At 56.8% G+C, this 18,579-nt stretch carries 14 protein-coding genes, 2 tRNA genes and 1 pseudogene; 3 read left to right on the plus strand and 14 right to left on the minus strand.

Annotated features, from left to right (window positions below; translation table 11 throughout):
• Nucleotides 1–235: 235 nt before the first annotated feature.
• A tRNA-Asn gene (locus MTP40_RS13940) sits at nucleotides 236–312 on the minus strand.
• 41 nt (nucleotides 313–353) lie between these two features.
• A tRNA-Glu gene (locus tag MTP40_RS13945) sits at nucleotides 354–428 on the minus strand.
• Between the two features lie 448 nt (nucleotides 429–876).
• Between MTP40_RS13945 and pckA the strand changes: the two genes are divergently transcribed.
• Together pckA and MTP40_RS13955 are read left to right on the plus strand one after the other, a co-directional pair.
• On the plus strand, nucleotides 877–2,481 hold the full coding sequence (gene pckA, locus MTP40_RS13950) for a phosphoenolpyruvate carboxykinase (ATP) (protein ID WP_249259568.1): 1,605 nt from the start codon (nucleotides 877–879) through the stop codon (nucleotides 2,479–2,481).
• Between the two features lie 167 nt (nucleotides 2,482–2,648).
• Nucleotides 2,649–3,311 carry a helix-turn-helix domain-containing protein gene (locus MTP40_RS13955; RefSeq protein ID WP_005934817.1) on the plus strand — a complete coding sequence of 221 codons (663 nt, stop codon included), beginning with the start codon at nucleotides 2,649–2,651 and terminating at the stop codon, nucleotides 3,309–3,311.
• A 97-nt stretch (nucleotides 3,312–3,408) separates the two neighbouring features.
• On the opposite strand, the gene MTP40_RS13960 is transcribed toward MTP40_RS13955, so the two are convergent.
• From MTP40_RS13960 to MTP40_RS13970, 3 genes are all read right to left on the minus strand, one after another.
• Nucleotides 3,409–4,821 carry an MFS transporter gene (locus tag MTP40_RS13960; RefSeq protein WP_156069955.1) on the minus strand — a complete coding sequence of 471 codons (1,413 nt, stop codon included), beginning with the start codon at nucleotides 4,819–4,821 and terminating at the stop codon, nucleotides 3,409–3,411.
• 338 nt (nucleotides 4,822–5,159) lie between these two features.
• Nucleotides 5,160–6,677: a sodium/proline symporter gene (locus tag MTP40_RS13965; RefSeq protein WP_156069957.1), complete on the minus strand. Its 1,518-nt coding sequence runs from the start codon at nucleotides 6,675–6,677 to the stop codon at nucleotides 5,160–5,162.
• A gap of 339 nt (nucleotides 6,678–7,016) precedes the next feature.
• Complete coding sequence (locus tag MTP40_RS13970) at nucleotides 7,017–8,024, minus strand: asparaginase (RefSeq protein WP_227610910.1); 1,008 nt, start codon at nucleotides 8,022–8,024, stop codon at nucleotides 7,017–7,019.
• Nucleotides 8,025–8,171: 147 nt separating this feature from the next.
• On the opposite strand from MTP40_RS13970, the gene MTP40_RS13975 reads away from it, so the two are divergent.
• Complete coding sequence (locus MTP40_RS13975) at nucleotides 8,172–9,026, plus strand: NAD(P)/FAD-dependent oxidoreductase (RefSeq protein ID WP_249259570.1); 855 nt, start codon at nucleotides 8,172–8,174, stop codon at nucleotides 9,024–9,026.
• Between the two features lie 56 nt (nucleotides 9,027–9,082).
• Here the strand turns inward: MTP40_RS13975 and MTP40_RS13980 are convergent, their stop codons facing one another.
• The 9 genes and pseudogenes from MTP40_RS13980 to MTP40_RS14020 form a co-directional block, all read right to left on the minus strand.
• Complete coding sequence (locus MTP40_RS13980) at nucleotides 9,083–9,544, minus strand: hypothetical protein (protein ID WP_249259571.1); 462 nt, start codon at nucleotides 9,542–9,544, stop codon at nucleotides 9,083–9,085.
• Nucleotides 9,545–9,572: 28 nt separating this feature from the next.
• On the minus strand, nucleotides 9,573–10,535 hold the full coding sequence (locus MTP40_RS13985; protein ID WP_098924119.1) for a TIGR03943 family putative permease subunit: 963 nt from the start codon (nucleotides 10,533–10,535) through the stop codon (nucleotides 9,573–9,575).
• 31 nt (nucleotides 10,536–10,566) lie between these two features.
• On the minus strand, nucleotides 10,567–11,787 hold the full coding sequence (locus tag MTP40_RS13990) for a GTP-binding protein (RefSeq protein WP_249259572.1): 1,221 nt from the start codon (nucleotides 11,785–11,787) through the stop codon (nucleotides 10,567–10,569).
• Between the two features lie 319 nt (nucleotides 11,788–12,106).
• The gene (locus MTP40_RS13995; protein ID WP_207684840.1) at nucleotides 12,107–12,880 is read right to left on the minus strand and encodes an amino acid ABC transporter permease; all 774 of its coding nucleotides are present in this window, start codon (nucleotides 12,878–12,880) and stop codon (nucleotides 12,107–12,109) included.
• Nucleotide 12,881: 1 nt separating this feature from the next.
• Nucleotides 12,882–13,172: a hypothetical protein gene (locus tag MTP40_RS14450; protein WP_255536600.1), complete on the minus strand. Its 291-nt coding sequence runs from the start codon at nucleotides 13,170–13,172 to the stop codon at nucleotides 12,882–12,884.
• Between the two features lie 234 nt (nucleotides 13,173–13,406).
• Nucleotides 13,407–14,069, minus strand: a pseudogene (locus MTP40_RS14005) (recombinase family protein); the annotation flags it as partial.
• Nucleotides 14,070–14,199: 130 nt separating this feature from the next.
• On the minus strand, nucleotides 14,200–15,927 hold the full coding sequence (locus MTP40_RS14010) for an ABC transporter ATP-binding protein (protein ID WP_249259574.1): 1,728 nt from the start codon (nucleotides 15,925–15,927) through the stop codon (nucleotides 14,200–14,202).
• Nucleotides 15,928–15,930: 3 nt separating this feature from the next.
• Nucleotides 15,931–17,700, minus strand: coding sequence for an ABC transporter ATP-binding protein (locus tag MTP40_RS14015; RefSeq protein WP_215697839.1), 1,770 nt, complete (start codon nucleotides 17,698–17,700; stop codon nucleotides 15,931–15,933).
• Nucleotides 17,701–17,768: 68 nt separating this feature from the next.
• Nucleotides 17,769–18,524: a hypothetical protein gene (locus MTP40_RS14020; protein ID WP_005935769.1), complete on the minus strand. Its 756-nt coding sequence runs from the start codon at nucleotides 18,522–18,524 to the stop codon at nucleotides 17,769–17,771.
• Between the last annotated feature and the right edge of the window lie 55 nt (nucleotides 18,525–18,579).

An 18,579-nucleotide genomic window follows, 5' to 3' on the forward strand; every position in this document is an offset into this window, starting at 1 on the left:
CCCTCTCAGTCATTGCTGCGCAATGCCAGCTCCCCCAAAGGGGGAGCCTTGGGCAGCTTCACCGTTTCGTCAGAAGCTCTCCCTTTGGGAGAGCTGGCGCTCAAGCGCCTGAGAGGGTGAGGACGCTGACCACAAGGATGCCGCTATCGTGATATTTCTTACTCTCCAGTATATCCCCTGTGCAATTTTCTGTCAACAAAAAGAAAAAAGCGATGGAACATTTCCATCGCTTTGCTGGCGCCTCTTGCCTGACTCGAACAGGCGACACCCTGATTAACAGTCAGGTGCTCTAACCGACTGAGCTAAAGAGGCATCTATATAAAACGGCATACAGCCGTTTTACTACTATAAAATGGTGACCCGTACCGGAATCGAACCGATGTTAAAGGCGTGAGAGGCCTCTGTCTTAACCGCTTGACCAACGGGCCATACGTCCATTTTCGCATCGGGGTTTCGCTCCCGACTCGATTATTTTAGCATAGCAGTCGTACTTTGTCAACAGGAAATTTCAAGTTTTTCAGAAATTTGTGCTGCGGGCCTCCCGCCCCGGTTTTTCCGCTCTGGGATACCCAGTTGCATCCAGAATCGACAAAATATTATCAAAGTTGTGTTTTGGGTCTCTTTTCTTTATTTTGTTCGCCGCGGTTCCCCTTTCTTCTTATGAAATCACTTCAAACAGCTAAGATTCTGAATGAAATTTGTTACATTTATAAGAACCTTTTGTTTCCTCTGGTTGATTTTGGAACGTTTTTATGTATAATGGTAAACAGGAGAATACGCATCTGTATTTCTTCATCGCCCGCGCTGCCCATTGGCTAAGGGCCTGTGCGTCGCGCGATCAGAATTGATCTGAACGAAAGAAGAGGTATAAGTATCATGGCAAAGGTAGATCTGAGCAAGTACGGCATTACCGGCACGACCGAGGTCGTGTATAACCCCTCTTACGAGCAGCTGTTCGAGGAAGAGACCAAGCCCGGCCTGGAAGGCTACGAAGTGGGCAAGGTCAGCGAGCTGGGCGCTGTGAACGTTATGACCGGCATCTACACCGGCCGTTCCCCCAAGGACAAGTTCATCGTGATGGACGAGAACTCCAAGAACACCGTTTGGTGGACCAGCGATGAGTACAAGAACGACAACCACCCCGCTTCTGAGGAAGCCTGGGCTGCCGTGAAGGAGATTGCAAAGAAGGAGCTGTCCAACAAGCGCCTGTACGTTGTGGATGCTTTCTGCGGCGCAAACAAGGACACCCGCATGGCTGTCCGTTTCATCATGGAAGTGGCCTGGCAGGCACACTTCGTCACCAACATGTTCATCAAGCCCACCGCTGAGGAGCTGGAGAACTTTGAGCCTGATTTCGTTGTTTACAACGCTTCCAAGGCCAAGGTCGAGAACTACAAGGAGCTGGGCTTGAACTCCGAGACTGCTGTTATGTTCAACATCACCAGCAAGGAGCAGGTCATCGTCAACACCTGGTACGGCGGCGAGATGAAGAAGGGCATGTTCTCCATGATGAACTACTTCCTGCCGCTGAAGGGCATTGCTTCCATGCACTGCTCCGCCAACACCGATATGGAGGGCAAGAACACTGCCATCTTCTTCGGTCTGTCCGGCACCGGCAAGACCACCCTGTCCACCGATCCCAAGCGTCTGCTGATCGGCGATGACGAGCACGGCTGGGACGACAACGGCGTGTTCAACTTCGAGGGCGGCTGCTACGCAAAGGTCATCAACCTGGATAAGGACTCCGAGCCTGATATCTACAACGCCATCAAGCGCAACGCTCTGCTGGAGAACGTCACTCTGGATGCCGAGGGCCACATCGACTTCGCTGACAAGTCTGTCACCGAGAACACCCGTGTGTCCTACCCCATCAACCACATCCAGAACATCGTCCGCCCCATCTCTTCTGCACCTGCTGCAAAGAATGTCATCTTCCTGTCTGCTGACGCATTCGGCGTTCTGCCTCCCGTCTCTATCCTGACCCCCGAGCAGACCCAGTACTACTTCCTGTCCGGCTTCACCGCCAAGCTGGCTGGCACCGAGCGCGGCATCACCGAGCCCACTCCCACCTTCTCCGCTTGCTTCGGTCAGGCTTTCCTGGAGCTGCACCCCACCAAGTACGCTGAGGAGCTGGTCAAGAAGATGCAGATGAGCGGCGCTAAGGCTTACCTGGTCAACACCGGCTGGAACGGCACCGGCAAGCGCATCTCCATCAAGGACACCCGTGGTATCATCGATGCTATCCTGAACGGCGATATCAACAACGTGCCCACCAAGAAGATCCCCTACTTCGACTTCGAGGTTCCCACCGTCCTGAACGGTGTTGACACCGGCATCCTGGATCCCCGCGATACCTACGCCGACGCTTCCCAGTGGGAGGAGAAGGCCAAGGATCTGGCTGGCCGCTTCATCAAGAACTTCAAGAAGTACGAGGGTAACGAGCACGGCAAGGCTCTGGTCTCTGCCGGCCCCCAGCTGTAAGCTCTGATCCCAGCATTTTTCTTCTGAACTCCATATAAAATATCCCCCACCGCCTGTCCATTGACCGAACAGGCAGTGGGGGATTTGTGTTTTGGAGCAGGTAAACAAAGCGTCGATTGCCTTTTGGTGCGTGGTATGCTATCCTTTTTCCAAAGGATGTGAGCACAATGGATGCGAAAACGTTCGGGGCATTTCTCGCCCGGATGCGCAAGTCACAGGGATTAACACAGGCAGAGCTGGCCCAGCAGCTGCATGTAACAGATAAGGCTGTCAGCCGATGGGAACGCGGGGTCGGCCTGCCGGACATCAACACGCTGGAACCACTGGCCGACGCGCTGGGGCTGACCCTTGCCGACCTGATGCACTGCCGTGACCCGCAGGAAGCAGATATTGCACCGGAAGTCCCGCTGGAAGATTTCTTTACCCTGCTGCGCCGTCAACAATCCATTGACTGGCGCTCGGTACGGGCAGTTTTGTTTTGGCTCAGTGCCGCACTGGCCATCTGGGGCATCCTCGCCTGCCCGGGCCGGATGGCCGTCCACTGGCGTACCCTGAGCAATGGGAACCTGCAGGCAGATGGCTGGCTTCCCTCCTGGGTGTTTTTCCCATTGTTCGTCGGGATAGAATTTCTCTCGCTGGAGCTCTGGAACAACTTTGAGCAGACCGGCTACTACCGACACTGGGGTGAGATAGGTGCCTCCGTCACCCGCTCCATGAACTTCTGCTCCCCTGCTGTCCGGCTCTGGAAGTTTGTGCTCGATCTGCTGTTCTTCTTCGGGTTCGGCTTCGCGATCCCCTGCGCTGAGATGATGGCGATTCTGATCAACTGAAAAAAGAAAGCCCTCCCATCGCACAAGCGAAAGGAGGGCTTTCTATCATCTTATCAGAAGTTTCTCCGTTCTTCTATTCCTCTGATTTTAAGATCATTTACTTTTCGTTCTTTGCCCGGCGTTCTTTCAGATCGCTTTCCATCTGCGCCAGGGTCTTTTTATCCAGATTGAACACCACGCCGTACGCAATGATCATCACGATATAGCTTCCCAGATACATGACCGGCACCAGATAGCGCATCCGGGTTGCCACTTCGATCGTCTGTGCAGCCTTCAGAGATGCATCATAACCCAGTTTGGTTGCCAGAACAAGGCCCAGAGAAGGTCCGATGCCCTGTGCAAGCTTACGGAAGAAGGAGTGCAGTGCATAGGTAGTGCCTTCTTCTCGCACACCAAATTTCCACTCGTTATAATCGATCGCATCTGCCATCAGAGACCAGCTCAGGCAGCTTCCGATACCGCCGCCCAGCATTGCAATGATCTGACACAGGACATAAAGGCTGAGACCCCGGCCGTCCGGTGTGATGGGCAGAACCAGCATCAGGACGTATGCCAGCGCACAGACAACCGAACCAAAGGTCACGGCTTCTTTCTTGCCAAAGCGCTTGACGATACGGCTCACAAAAGGACTGAAGATGAAAACGCCAAAGTAGGAGATCATACCCACAATGCCGGAGATCTTTGCATTCTTGAAATAAGCCTGGAACAGGATCTGACCTGCAGTAGAGGCACCATACATACCAATAAACGTTGCGATAGGTGCCAGCGTTGCGCCCACAGCCGGGCGATTATGGATAAAGTTGTTGAATGCCTTTATGATGTTGAACTTAGGTGCATCCTCTTTCAGAGTGATCGTGGTGTCCACACGCACCTTTGTGTTCGTGACCATAAAGCGGAAGCAGATCAGACCGATCACACCCATGATCAGAGCAATGACAAACATCTGCTCACCACGCAGGTTGTTCTGGTTATCATAAATGATCACCGGAATCAGCATACCGGTCAGAAGCGCACCGCCCATAGAACCAATGGAGCGGAAAGTCGACAGCTGTGCACGCTGGATCGGGTCATCCGAAATCAGAGACAGCATCGAGCCATACGGCACATTTGCAACGGTGTAGAAAGCATCCCAGATCATATAGCCTGCCACAAACAGAATATTCTTGACCATACCGGGAGCCTGCGGGAACGGCAGATAGCAAAGTGCACCAGCCACGGTCAGTCCGATCGCACCGAACCAGATATAGGCAAGGAACTTGTTCCGGCGGTATTTGTGCGTATCCGCATCTACCATTGCTCCGATAATAGGATCGTTGATTGCGTCCCAGATCTGCACGATCAGCAGAAGGGATGCCATCAGGTAGTTGTCGATCCCCATAAACTGCGTCCAATAAATCGTCAGGTAGCCTTTGAGTGCAAAACTCATATTGCAGCCAAAGTCACCCGCTGCGTATGCAAGTTTATCACGCAATCCAAACCCTGCAGACGCATCCACTGTTGATTTCCCCATGAAAATACTCCTTTCTGAACTTTCCGGACAATTTTGGCACACCGCCCGCAAGCCGTATGCATATTTATGAATCCATGATACGGCATCTCTTTCCAAAATGTTAGAATTTTTTTACGATTCCGCCTGAAGAATTTACGATTTAAAAGTATTTCTTGTTGTATTCTTTAATTCGTGCAGCGTTTTCGTGATTCTGCACAAGCAATCTTTTCTTTTTTTGTATGCAAAATATTTTTTCTTAGCCGAATCTTTTCTTTGTTGAGAACGGCGTTGTGCGCCGAGCATAAAGCAAGGGCCATTGCACGAGAATCTGTGCAATGGCCCTTGCTTTCTATTGTTTCTTATTTCGCCGCCTCAAACTCGGCTTCGATTTCCTTCGAGGGGGCGGGGGTGACCAGGCTGACCACCACGCAGACCAGCAGGGAGGTCAGGAAGGCGGGCAGCAGCTCATAGATGCTGAACACGCCGCCCAGCGGACTGATGAGGTACTTCCAGACAAAGACCATCAGGCCGCCGGCGAGCATCCCGGCCAGCGCACCCTGCCAGTTGCAGCGCTTCCAGAACAGGGCGCAGAGCATCACGGCACCATACGCGCCGCCGAAACCGGCCCATGCAAAGCTGACGATGCCGAACACGCTGGAATTGGGGTCACGGGCCAGCACCACGCCCACCACGCTGACGCAGATGATGGTCAGGCGGGCGGCAAACAGGCTCTGGCGTTCGGTCAGCTTCATGTGGCCGAACTCCTGCAGGATGTTCTGGGAGACGCTGGACGCGGCAGCAAGCATCTGGCTGTCGGCGGTGGACATGGTGGCGGCAAGGATACCCGCCAGGATCAGGCCCGCCAGCACGGCTGCCAGAATGCCGTGCTGTGCAATGAGGTTTGCAATGCGGACGATGACCGTCTCGCTGGAGGAGCCGCTCAGGTACTCCAGCGCGCCCGCCTTGGTCATGCCAAGGCCCACCATGCCGATGATGATGGAGGCGGTCATGGCAATGACGACCCACACGCTGGCAATGCGGCGGCTGAGTACCAGCTTCTTTTCATCCTCAATGGCCATGAAGCGGAGCAGGATGTGGGGCATTCCGAAGTAGCCCAGGCCCCACGCCATGGTGGAGACGATGTCCAGCAGGCTGTACGAGGTGGCCGTACCCTCGGCGGCGTTGTGGCTGGCCATCATGGTCAGGTAACCGGGCAGGCTCTGGGCGTTGGCCACAACGGCATCCCAGCCGCCTGCCGCGCCAATGCCGTACACCAGCACAGCCACAAGGGCCAGACTCATCACGATGGACTGGATGAGGTCGGTGGTGGTAACGGCACGGAAGCCGCCCGTGATGGTATAGCCCACGATGACGCAGGCCGAGACCACCATGGCCGCCATGTAATCCACGCCGAAGAGGCTGTGGAACAGCTTGCCGCAGGCGGCAAAGCCCGAAGCCGTGTAGGGCACAAAGAACACGATGATGATCACCGCGCCCAGTGCGTTGAGCAGATTGCGCTGGTCGTGGAAGCGCAGGGACAGGAACTGCGGCACGGTGATGGCTTCCAGATTGGCCGAATACCGCCGCAGCCGCCGGGCCACGATGAGCCAGTTCAGCCAGGTGCCCAGCGCCAGGCCGATGGCGGTCCAGCCGGGCGAGGCGATGCCGGTGAGGTAGGCAAGGCCCGGCATTCCCATCAGCAGCCAGCTGGACATATCGCTGGCTTCGGCGCTCATGGCCGTAACCAGCGGGCCCATTTTGCGGCCGCCGAGGTAGAAATCGGTGCTGTCGTTGTTGGACTTGCTGTATGCAAACCCAACCAACAGCATTGCCACCAGATAGATGATGATGGTGGCGATGATGCAGATGTTGGTCATATACTTTTTCCCCCTTGTCTTTCCAAATGAAAGTACGCTTCGATTTTACCACAGTAAAGCATCAAAGTGCAAGTCTTTTGGCAAAACTTTGTCCTGATTCGCCAAAAGTCCACGAGTGACGGACAAAAAGTTTTCAAATTGACAGGAAACATCCGGCCCCGGGATTTTTCTTGCAAAATCCCGGAAATCTGTTATACTACCAATCCAGGGGGTTAGTGTATATGAAAGAATCCAAAACCATACAGGCTGTACCGGGCTCCGGTGTGTTATGTGCTGCTGGTGCAGCTGGTGTTCGCATAACAGAAACGGGAGGTGCCGGTGGGGCATCTCCCGTTTGTTTCAATGATAGAATGTATCAAAATTGATCTGCCGGTAGAACCGCTGCTGGAGCTGGTCAAAGTTCTCGCAGTTCTGGGCCAGCAGCCACATGACCTTGGTGACAACGGCCTCAATGGTCATATCGTGGGCCTCCAGGAAGCGGAAGCGGTTCTTGACCCGCTTGCCCACCTCGTAAATGCCCACATCGCTGCCCTCATAAGTGACCTGCGTGGTCAGGATCAGGATCTTGTGGGTCTTGTCGTAATCGCCCAGCTCTTCGGAAAAGGCATCCATGAGCCGCTGGGGAATGCCGCCCACGCCAAAGCTTTCCACAATGACGCAGTCATATTGTTGAAAGATGGCCGGGATGAGCTCCGGCCCAAGGCCGGGGGTCAGCTTGAGCAGGAACACTTTGGGGTTCAGCGCCCGGCCAAACTCCACCGGGCCGGTGGGCCAGGGCGAAGCCACATACCGCACCAGTCGGTCGCCCTGCACCAGCGCCAGCGCCGGGAAGTTGACCGACGCAAAGGCATCGTAGCTGATGGTCTTGTTCTTCTTGGCGCGGGTGCCCGCAATGACGTGCCCGCCAAACACCACCATCACACCCCGGCTGCCCGGGTCAAGGGCACAGATCACGCTGTCCCGCAGGTTCTTCTTGGCATCGGTGATCTCGTTGGAAATGGGCTGCTGGGCACCCGTGAGGATGATGGGCTTGTCCGCATTCTGAATAAGGTAGGACAGCGCCGCCGCCGAGTAGGCCAGCGTATCGGTGCCGTGGCAGATGATAAAGCCATCGTAAAGTGCATAGTTTTCCTGCACGGCCTTGGCCATCATCAGCCAGTGCTCCGGGCCAAGGTCGGTGCTGTCGATGCTGCACAGGTTGAGCGTTTCCGGGCAGCAGAGCTGCTGCAATTCCGGCAGATGGGCCAGCAGCTCCTCGCTGGTCAGAACAGGCTTGAGCCCCTGTGCGGTGCGCACGCTGGCAATGGTGCCGCCGGTGGTGATAAAAAGCAGGCGCTGCTTGGACATAGGTTTTTCCCCTCCATGGTGTCGATTCTTGCGATATTTTCAGTATAGCACAGTTCGTCGGAGATGAAAAGTGCGGGGAGTTGAGGTATAATAGTGATCATAAGATCAAGCTATCCTCTGTACAACCTACCATAAGGAGAAACTGCCATGCCAAACATTGTGATCATTGGTTCCGGCCCCGCAGGTGTCTCGGCGGCATTGTATGCCGCGCGCGCCGGGGTGCAGACCACCGTTCTGACCAAGGGCCCCGGCGCACTGGACCGGGCCGAGCTCATCCAGAATTACTACGGCTTTGCCGAACCCATCACCGGTGCCGAGCTGGAACGCCGGGGCATCGAGGGTGCCAAGGCCGTGGGGGTGGAGTTCGTCACCACCGAGGCCGTGGGCCTGACCTACACCGACAAGCTGACCGTGGAGACGCTGGCCGGGGATTTCCCTGCCGATGCCGTCATTCTGGCCACAGGGGCTTCCCGGGCAGCGCCCCGCATTCCGGGCCTTGCCGGGCTGGAGGGCCACGGCGTGAGCTACTGCGCCACCTGCGATGCCTTTTTCTACCGCGGCAGGGATGTGGCCGTGCTGGGCAGCGGAGAGTACGCCCTGCACGAGGTACAGACCCTGCTGCCCGTGGCTCACAGCGTCACCCTGCTCACGGGCGGGGCCCCGCTGACGGCACAGTTCCCGCCGGAAGTGGCCGTGCGGACGGAAGCCGTGGAAGCCATCCTCGGCGAGGAGCGGGTCACCGGCGTGCAGCTGAAAGACGGCGGGAAACTGGAAGTCTCCGGCGTGTTCGTGGCGCTGGGCGTGGCGGGCAGCACAGCCCTGGCCCGCAAGCTGGGGGCCGAGGTGAACGGCAGCCGGATCGTGGTGGATGACCACATGCAGACCTCCCTGCCCGGCCTGTATGCCGCCGGAGACTGCACCGGCGGGCTGCTGCAGGTCGCCAAGGCCGTGTACGAGGGTGCCGTGGCAGGCACCGAAGCCGCCAAAGCCCTGCGGAAATGACCCAGACAGAAAAAGGACGCTGTGCCCTGCGGCACAGCGTCCTTTTATTGCTTTGCTCAGCTCTTGCAGCCGGATTCCTCTTCGATGCCGGTGAAATCGCTGGCCTCCGCGATCTTGGTGGTATCGAACTTGCCGTTCTCATCCTTGGGGGCAACGGCAGGGCCTGCCTCCACAGGATTCACGGTCGTTTCCTCTGCCGCAGGCTTTTCCTCGGCAGTCTCCTCTGCCCGGGCAGCTTCCACCACCGGTGCTGCGGGCGCAGTCTCGGGCTCGGCAGGAGCCTTTTCAAAGGCAGGGGGCCATGCGTCACCGGGAGTGGTCTCCTTGGCCTCGCCCTCGGCGTAGGCTTCGGCAGTCTTTTCAGCCTCGGCGGGGTCCTTTTCAGCTTCCTCGGGGAACTCCACGTTTTCGACGTGGAGCGGGTCCTTGTCGTTCAGAACTTTGTCCAGCACGACGATGGCGGCACCGGTAACAGCCACAGCGGCAACGGCACCCAGAACACGGAACAGAGTTTTCATGGTGAAGTCCTCCCTGTATAAGATAGGATTAAGAGAATGTTACGACATCGTTCTGCGGCTTTTCGGCAGGCTCCACCGAAATGGCGGTCAGCACCGGGCCCTTGCCGCGGTAGATGTTGTGGAATTTGTAATTGACCTTGGCGGTCACAGTGACCCAGGCGCGCTGCTCCAGTGCCTTGTAGCCATCATAGCTGCAGGGGAAGCCCACGAACTGGATATCCTGCACGCAGCAGGTCATTGCAAAACGGCCGGGCACAAAGCTGTTTTTGCCCGCGCGGTTGGTCTGGCAGACCTGCGCCAGGAACCGGACGGTCTTGCCCACATACTTCTGGGGCTCGTCCTGGCAGTCCATATACCAGATGCCGAAATCGTCCTCGCCGATCTCAACGATCGGGGCGTTCAGATCGAAGGGCAGCGGGTCGGGGATGTCATCGTATGCCACGCTGCCGTCGGCGAACTCATAGGCGATATCGCACTTGCGGGAGGCCTGACGCACCAGCTTGTGCAGCTCCTGACGGGCGGCATCGTTGTTCACGGCCTCGGCGCGGTTGAACACGATCAGCTCACTGCGGGCGATCTTGTCCAGCAGCAGAGAGCGCATGGAGTTGTCGCGGGCGTAGGTCAGAGCCGTGGTGCCGTCGGCCGTGGCAATGCACTGGTAGACGATCCAGTTTTCGGGCAGGTTGTTGGCCAGATCCTGCAGCAGCCACATGCCGTTGTACTCAATGACCACACGGCCTGCGCCGGATTCTTTTTCGAGCCTGGCCAGATTCTGGGGGTTCAGCTCCGCCTTATCCTCGAGGACCTTCAGGGTCACGCCGGGGAAGGCGAACTTCTTCTCGTTATATTCTTCCTCGCCCTCTTCGCAGACCAGCAGCAGGGTCTTGTCGCCGGAGTCGAAATTGGGGTCTTCAAAGGTCTCCTGAATGAACTTGGTCTTGCCGCTTTCGAGGAAGCCCACAAACAGGTAAACCGGAATCTCGTTTGCCATAATCGGTTTTTCTCCTTACACAACTTGCAGCTCAGCAGCCAAACAGTGCGGCAATGGCCTTTTCGTCCAGCTTGGAGCCGATGACGACCAGCTTGCCGCCCACGTCGGCACCGCGCTGACGCACTTCCCACTCGCCGGGGACGTAATCGAACTCCAGCCAGCCGTCGGCACCGCCGTCCACGATGCCCTTGGAGCGCAGGATCATGCCGTACTTGCCGCCGTCCAGCTCGGTCAGTGCACGCTCGATGTCTGCCTTGCTGAACTTCTTGGCCGTCTCGACACCCCAGCTGGTGAACACTTCATCGGCATCGTGATCGTGGTGATGGTGGTGGTGATGGCCGCAGCAGCAGTGGCCGTCCTCATCGTGGTGATGATGCTCATGCTCATCATGGTCATGGTCATCCTCATGGTCGTGGTCGTGATGGTGGTGGCAGCAGTGGTCCTCGTGGCCATCCTCTTCGTGGTCGTGGTGATGCTCGTGCTCGTCCTCATCATCGTCATCATCGTCATCGTGATCATGGTGGTGATGGCCGCAGCTGCACACACCGTTCTCATCGTAATGATGGTGATGATGCTCGTGCTCTTCTTCCTCGTCCTCCTCGACGTGCTCCTCATTGGCCTTGGCAGCCATGGCGATCAGCTCTGCCTTGAAATCGTCCTTGGAGGACATGGCCTTCAGGATCTGCTCGCCGGTCAGGGAATCCCATGCGGTGGTCACGATGGTAGCGGTGGGGTTCTTCTCGCGCAACATGGCAACCGCAGCGGCGATCTTCTCCTCGCTGGCGGTCTGGGTGCGGCTCAGGATGATGCAGCTTGCGTGGCTGATCTGATCATCATAGAACTCACCGAAGTTCTTCATATACATCTTGACCTTGTTGACATCGGCCACGGTGACAAAGCTGTTCAGCTTCACATCCAGATGCTCAGCCACGCCTTCCACAGCGCGGGTAACATCGCTCAGCTTGCCCACACCGGAGGGCTCGATGACGATGCGGTCGGGGTGGTACTGCTCCACCACCTGCTGCAGAGCGGCACGGAAATCGCCCACCAGAGAGCAGCAGATGCAGCCTGCGTTCAGCTCGTTGATCTGGATGCCGGACTCCTTCAGGAAGCCGCCGTCGATGCCGATCTCACCAAACTCGTTCTCGATCAGGACCACTTTCTGGCCCGCAAAGGATTCCTTGATGAGCTTCTTGATCAGAGTCGTCTTGCCGGCACCAAGGAAGCCGGAGAAAATATCGATATTCGTCATAATGCTGTATGCCTCTTTCTTTTTCCAAAAGCCCGCAAGGGCCGTTCAGCAATCAGAGCCGCAGAGTGCTGGCTCAAAAATCTTACACTCCTATTATAACAAGGCTGTCAATGGGAAACCGCCTTTTTTGATGAGAAAATTGTAACTTTTTTTGCAGTTTGGCTGCGTTTTCAGAAAACGCTGCCTCCCGGACACAAAAAAGCCCCCGGAACGGGGCAGAAAGCCCGCACCCGGCAGCCGTTTCAGCCGCCGGGCACGGGCTTTCTGTGCATAAGGTTTGGAATAGGAAGGAAAGGGGAGATAAAGGAGAACTTCAGTTTTATGCGGCCTTTGCCGGGGCAAAGACCAGTGCCTTCTTCCGCCAGGCCTGCATCGAACGGACGATGCAGCTCAGGGTGAAGTTGATGACAAAATAGATGACGCAGGCCGCGCCGAACAGCACCATCACATCCGAAACATTCACGGTGCCAAGGCCGTTGTAGGTGCCTGCGGCGCTCAGCAGCTGGCGGATCCGTGCCATCAGCTCAATGGTCGCCACGTTGGCAAGGTAGGAGGAATCCTTGATGGTGGTGATGACCTGGCTGAGCAGGGTGGGCACGATGTTGCGGTAGGCCTGCGGCAGGATGATGTACAGCAGCACCTCCGCAGTGTTGAAGCCCTGTGCATACCCGGCTTCAAACTGGCCCTTTGCCACGCCGTTCAGGCCGCCGCGGACGATCTCCGCAATGACCGAAGAGTTGAACAGGATCAGAGCCAGCGCGGCCTTGAACAGCAGCTTCATTTCCACGCTGGTCAGGCCGAACATTTTCCGGGCAAAGAATGCCGGGCAGGGACAGAAGACCACGCACACGAAGATCCAGAGCAGATAGGGCGTGTTGCGGAAAAGCTCAATATACGCCGCCGAGAACCACCCCAGAATGCGGGCCGGGCCCTTTTTACAGTAGGTGCGGGCCAGCGCCAGCAGAGAGCCCAGGATCAGGCCCAGAATGACACCCAGCACCGAGAGGATGCAGGTAAAGGCCACGCCGCGCAGCAGGTACAGGAACACACCCGGCTGCGTCAGGATCGAAAAGCTGGAAGCCAAAGTGCTCATATCATGCCGCCTCCTTCAGAGCCGTGCGCTTGACCGCGCGCAGAGCCGGATCTGCCTTGCCCTTGCGCTCCTTGAGCGAGGCCTCCCAGCGGGTGGCCAGCGTGGACAGTGGGAAGCACACCACAAAGAAGATCAGACCGCAGACGATATAGGCCGGTGCATACGCGCCGCCGGTGGAAGCACCGGTGACAAAGCTGTAAGTCACGCTGATGAGGTCGGCACCGCCCACGATGTACAGGCAGGAGGTGTTCTTGAACAGGTTGACCACCTGATTCACCATGGGAGGCAGCATCACCGGAATGCTCTGGGGCAGGATGATATAAGCCCATCCGCTGCAGATAGTTGAAGCCCTGTGCCTGTGCGGCCTCGAACTGACCCTTGGGCACCGCCTCAATGGCGGCACGGACGACCTCGCCCATATACGCACCGGTATAAACGCCCAGCGCGATGATGCCGGTGCGGATCACGCCCAGGCTCAGGCCGGCAAAGGCCAGTGCGTAGTACAAAAAGCACAATTGCAGCAGCAGCGGCGATTACTCAGCATCCGCTGAATCGTATTGTAGGTCATCTCCCCGCCCATCGAATTTTTAATGTTGTGTGCCTTTAACCAATCCCGCAGATCAGTCATGGTCGCGCCATCTGCATATTTCTGGAACGTCTGCTCCACATACGGGGCCAGCAGCGGGTCAGGCTGGTAATGCCGGGTCTCATCGATCATGTAGCCGAACGGAATCGTGCCACCATTATAAATGCCCTTGAGAGCGTTCTCGGTCATGCCGCGCACGACCTTTTCGGACAGGTCAGCCGAGTAGTATTCGGCGTAGCCTTCCAGCACCGATTCCAGAATAATACCCTCCGGGCCAGCCGAAATGACTTCCGTTGCCGATACCAGTTTCACACCGTTTCGCTTCAGCTGAGTCTTGTACCGTGCGCTGTCGTAACGGTTCCGGGCAAAGCGGTCGAGCTTCCAGACAATGATGACATCAAAGATTCCCCGCTCGCTGTCCTTGATTATCTGTTGGAACTGCGGGCGGTTGTCCGTTTTTGCAGAAACGGCACGGTCGATATAATGCTTGACCACCGTGAATCCGTTCTTCTCCGCATAGGCCGTGCATTCCCGGATCTGGCCTTCGATGGATTCTTCTCGCTGGCTGTCAGTGGAATAACGGGCGTAGATTACGGCGGTCACGGCAAGCACCTCCCATTTATACATCATTGAACGGTGGAGCGTTCTTTCAAAGCAATGTTTCGTATAATGTATATACCATGTTTTGATAGGAAAATCAAGACTTTTTCCCAAATAAAAGCCGCCATCATTCTCAGATCGTCCAATTCTGGCTTGCCGACTGCAGATCCACCATGTGGGCATACAGTCCCTTCCGGGCGTACAGCTCTGCCGGGCTGCCCTGCTCGGCCACGATGCCACCCGACAGCACCACCACCTGATCCGCACCAGCTACGGTGCGCATCCGGTGGGCGATGATGAGGACGGTTTTGTTTTTAATGAGCCGGGACAGTGCCCCCTGAATGGCAGTTTCGTTTTCCACATCCAAGCTGGCGGTGGCCTCGTCCAGCAGGATGATAGGCGCATCCTTCAGAAAAGCACGGGCAATGGAAATGCGCTGACGCTCGCCGCCGGAAAGAGCACAGCCATTCTCGCCGATGTTCGTGTTCCATTTGTCCGGCAGCTTTTCGGCAAATTCCTCGCAGTTTGCCAGCTTTGCCGCCGCAAGGACCTCCTCGTCGGTGGCACCCTTGCGCCCCAGACGAATGTTTTCCAGGATCGTGTTGTCAAACAGCGTCACATCCTGAAACACGATGGAATACAGGCTCATGAGCTTTTCCGGGTCGATTCGGGAAACCTCCATGCCGCCCACGGTGATGCTGCCCTTCTGGTAGTCCCAGAACCGTGCCGCCAGTCGGGAAACGGTAGTCTTGCCGCCGCCGGAGGGGCCCACCAGTGCCGTGACTTCCCCCTGCTTTGCGGTAAAGGAGACATCCCGCAGCACCGTTTCGCCGGAGTTGTAGGCAAAGCCCACATGGTCGAACACGATATCGCAGCCCTGATTGGTCAGCTGCTCGCTGCCGGTCTGCAAGGGAGCGTCCAGAATCTCGTTCATCCGCCCCACATTGGTGCGCATGGCAATGACCGCTGCCAGATTCTGCAACGCGCCCTGCATGGGGTCGTACATCCGGGAAGCCGCCATCAGGAACAGAAACAGGGTCAGCACGTCGATACTGCCCTGCACCAGCAGCACCGCGCCGGTGAGTGCCACCGACGCAATGCCCAGCTTGAGCACCATGCCCGCAGAGGACACGAACAGCGCCGTTTCCAGCTCTGCCGCGATGGACTGCTTTTCCACAGCCCGAATTTTGTCGGAAAGGCCGGACAGATAACGTTGCTCCGCATTGCTGGCTTTCAGGTCCCGGAGGGTCTCGATGTACTCCTGAATGCCGTCCGCACAGGCCATTTTCGCCGCCATGGCCTTGGCCTGCACCTTGTCTTGCACCCGGTAGCTGCCCACCACGATGGCAGCGGATACCGGGATGACCCACAGGGCTGCCAGTGCCATCCGCCACTCAAAGGTAAACAGGCTCAGGGCAATGAGCACCGTGGAGATAAGAGAGCCGAACAAACCGGGGATGAAGTGGGAGCAGTCCTTTTCCAGTACCTCGCAGTCCGCCATGATGGTGCTGGTCAGGTCGGCAAGGTCCCGCTTGCCAAAAAAGGACAGGGGCAGCTTCCGCAGCCGCTCCGCAAGGGTCAGGCGGCGGGTGCCGCTCTCTTTATAGGTCGTAAAATAGGTGCCGTTGTACTGGAACCATGTGGTCAGCAAGATCAGCGCAAAGCAGGCCGCACACCCCAGCAGATAAAAGGTGCTTCTCCCGCTCGTAGAGCCTGCCAGCAGGTCTTTTACCAGAAGATATAGCAGCCCGGTGGGCAGCATGAACGCCATGTTCTGGAACGCACAGGCCAGAACGCCCTTTACAAGCCCCTTTGCGCCCTCCGGGGAGCTGGCTGTGGCGTGTTGAATTTTTTCGATCATTCCTTACCCCTCCTTTGCGACCTTCCACTGCACCGACGCCTGATACTCCTGCCACATCCGGGCAAACAGACCGTTCTGCGCACACAGTTCGTCCTTTGTGCCGGATTCCACAATCTGCCCATCCTGCACCACATAGATGCAGTCGGCGTTAGCTACGGTGGACAGGCGGTGCGCGATCATCAGCACCGTTTTGCCCTTGGCAAGCTGCGCAAAGGCTGCCTGCACCTTAGCTTCGTTATCCGGGTCGGCAAAGGCGGTGGCCTCGTCCAGAATCAGGATGGGGGCATTTTTCAGCATGGCGCGGGCAATGGCAATGCGCTGCTGCTCGCCGCCGGAAAGATACACGCCCTTGGTGCCAATGACGGTATGGATACCCGCCGGAAATTTCTCCACAATATCCATGCACTGTGCAGCTTTTAGCGCCGCCAGCACCTCTGCTTCGGTGGCCTGCGGTCTGCCCAGACGGACGTTATCCAGAATGCTGCCCTTGAGCAGGCGGCTGTTCTGGAACACAAAGGAGATGGTATCCATCCGTTCTTCCTTGGGGATAGCCCGCACATCCGCTCCGCCTACCCGGACGCTGCCACTCTGCACATCAAAGAACCGGCAGACAAGGTTTGCCAGCGTAGATTTTCCGCCGCCGGAAGGGCCTACAAAAGCCACAGTCTGTCCCGGCTGGATCTCCAGCGAAACGCCCTTGATGACCTCGGTTTTTCCGTCATAGCTGAAATGCACGTTCTGCAGCGCGACAGAAGCATCCTGTGGGTGCTGCGGAACAGCCTGAACCTGCATGGGCGCTGCCTCCAGCACCAAGTCGATGCGTGCCAGCGCATCCGCTACCACCATCTTGTTCTCGCTCATGTACATTATGCGGGTCAAAGTCAGGGAGATCACCGGCGTGATGATGATATAGAACAGTAGGTTCAGCAGAAATTCCGGGGTGACGCCGTGGGTCGTGAACAGCAGCCCGCCCGCGATCAAAAAGGCGAACACGCCGTTGACGGCGGCGGTATAGAACATCATGGGCAGGCGCAGGTCTTTGGTGTAGGAGATGACCCACTTTTCATACTCATCAATGGTGGTCTTGAACTTTTTGAAGGAAAACACCGACTGCCCGAAGGTCTTGACCACCGGGATACCCCGGACGTACTCCACTGCCTCATTGGACATAGCCTCCAAGGCGTTGCCGTACTGCCGCATTTTCTCAGCCATCCGCTTGCCGGTCATGGTCGCCATAATGAGGAAAGCCAGCACCACCGGCGCAAGGCTCAGCAGACCCAGCCTCCAGTCGAACGCCAACAGCAGCACCAGCAGCCCCGCCGGGGTAGCGATGGCGTTGTACTGGTCTGGCAACTGGTGGGCCAGATAGGTCTCGGCGGCTCCGGTGCTCTCATGGATGATCTTGCGCAGCTTACCACTGCCAAAAGTTTCGGCAAAGCCCAGCGGCAGCACCGCCAAATGCTCCGACACCGCCAGCCGCAGATTGGTCGCCACCCGGAACGCCGACAGGTGGGAGCACATCAGCGCCGCAATGTAAACAAGGTAAGACAACACTGCAAATAACACTGCCATCCAGCCGTAATGGGGGATGTTCACCGCCTGCGCATAGTTTGGCGCGGCGTTCAGCACATCCCGCAGGATCTTCCAGATGTACACAAAAGGCACCAGCGCCACCAGCGCACTGACCGCAGACAGCACCCACGAAGCGTAGGTGAAATATCGGTAGTTCCCGGCGTAGCCCATCAGCCGGGAAAAGTCCGATCGTTTTTTCAATCAAATCACATCCTTACCGTAATATTGCCATGCGTACCGCCTGACATGATCGGGTGCGCATGTGCCGTTTATTCTGCCTCAGACAAATTTTCCGTGACAAAAAGTTCAATGACATTTTCCATAGTTGCCTGATCATAGTCCTCTGCGATGGCGGCAGCATTCCAATAAGCATAATTTCCTTCATACCAGCTCTGCAGGTCGTCGAGATCCTCTGCATAGCGGAATTCCAGATGATACGTCGTTTCCATCGTATCGGGCGCAAAGGCAAAGTAGGTAAACTCCCCGGAATCCGCATCCTCGCTCTGGTAGAAGAGGAAGCTGTTTTCATTGTCCACATCCAGTTTCTGGTAGGTGTGTGCAAACACTTCCTGTCCTTGCGCATCCAGACCGGTGATGGTGTCGCCATTCATCACGAATTTTTCCACGCCGCCCAGAAAATAGCAGTTGAACGCCGTGCTGTCCGGATCTGCTGCATATTTTTCAACAGCCTCCTCGCCATACGGCTCTGCCATGCACATTCCCAGCAGCATATCCGTAGCCGATTCCGCATTGTCCTCGCCTACCAGCGGAGTCGCAGCGTCGATCCACAAATTCCGGTATTCACTCTTTGCCATCTCCGGGAACAGTTCCACATAAGTCCCGCTGATACCAGACAGATAATCCTCTGCATCCATTACCTGACTTGCGGAAGCCGAAGAAGCCACCGAGGAGGAAACGCTGGATGCCGAAGACGCTGTGCTTGCGCTCTGCTGGCCGCAGCCGACAGCAGACAGCAGGCAGACCGCAGACAAGGCCACTGCAACAAATTTCTTTTTCATCATCATATGAAAGTACCTCCGGTTTTAAAGTAAGTTTGTTCTAACCGCTCTGTACTTTAGC

The sequence above is a fragment of the Faecalibacterium sp. IP-3-29 genome (assembly GCF_023347335.1).
Taxonomy (GTDB): Bacteria; Bacillota; Clostridia; order Oscillospirales; family Ruminococcaceae; genus Faecalibacterium; species Faecalibacterium duncaniae.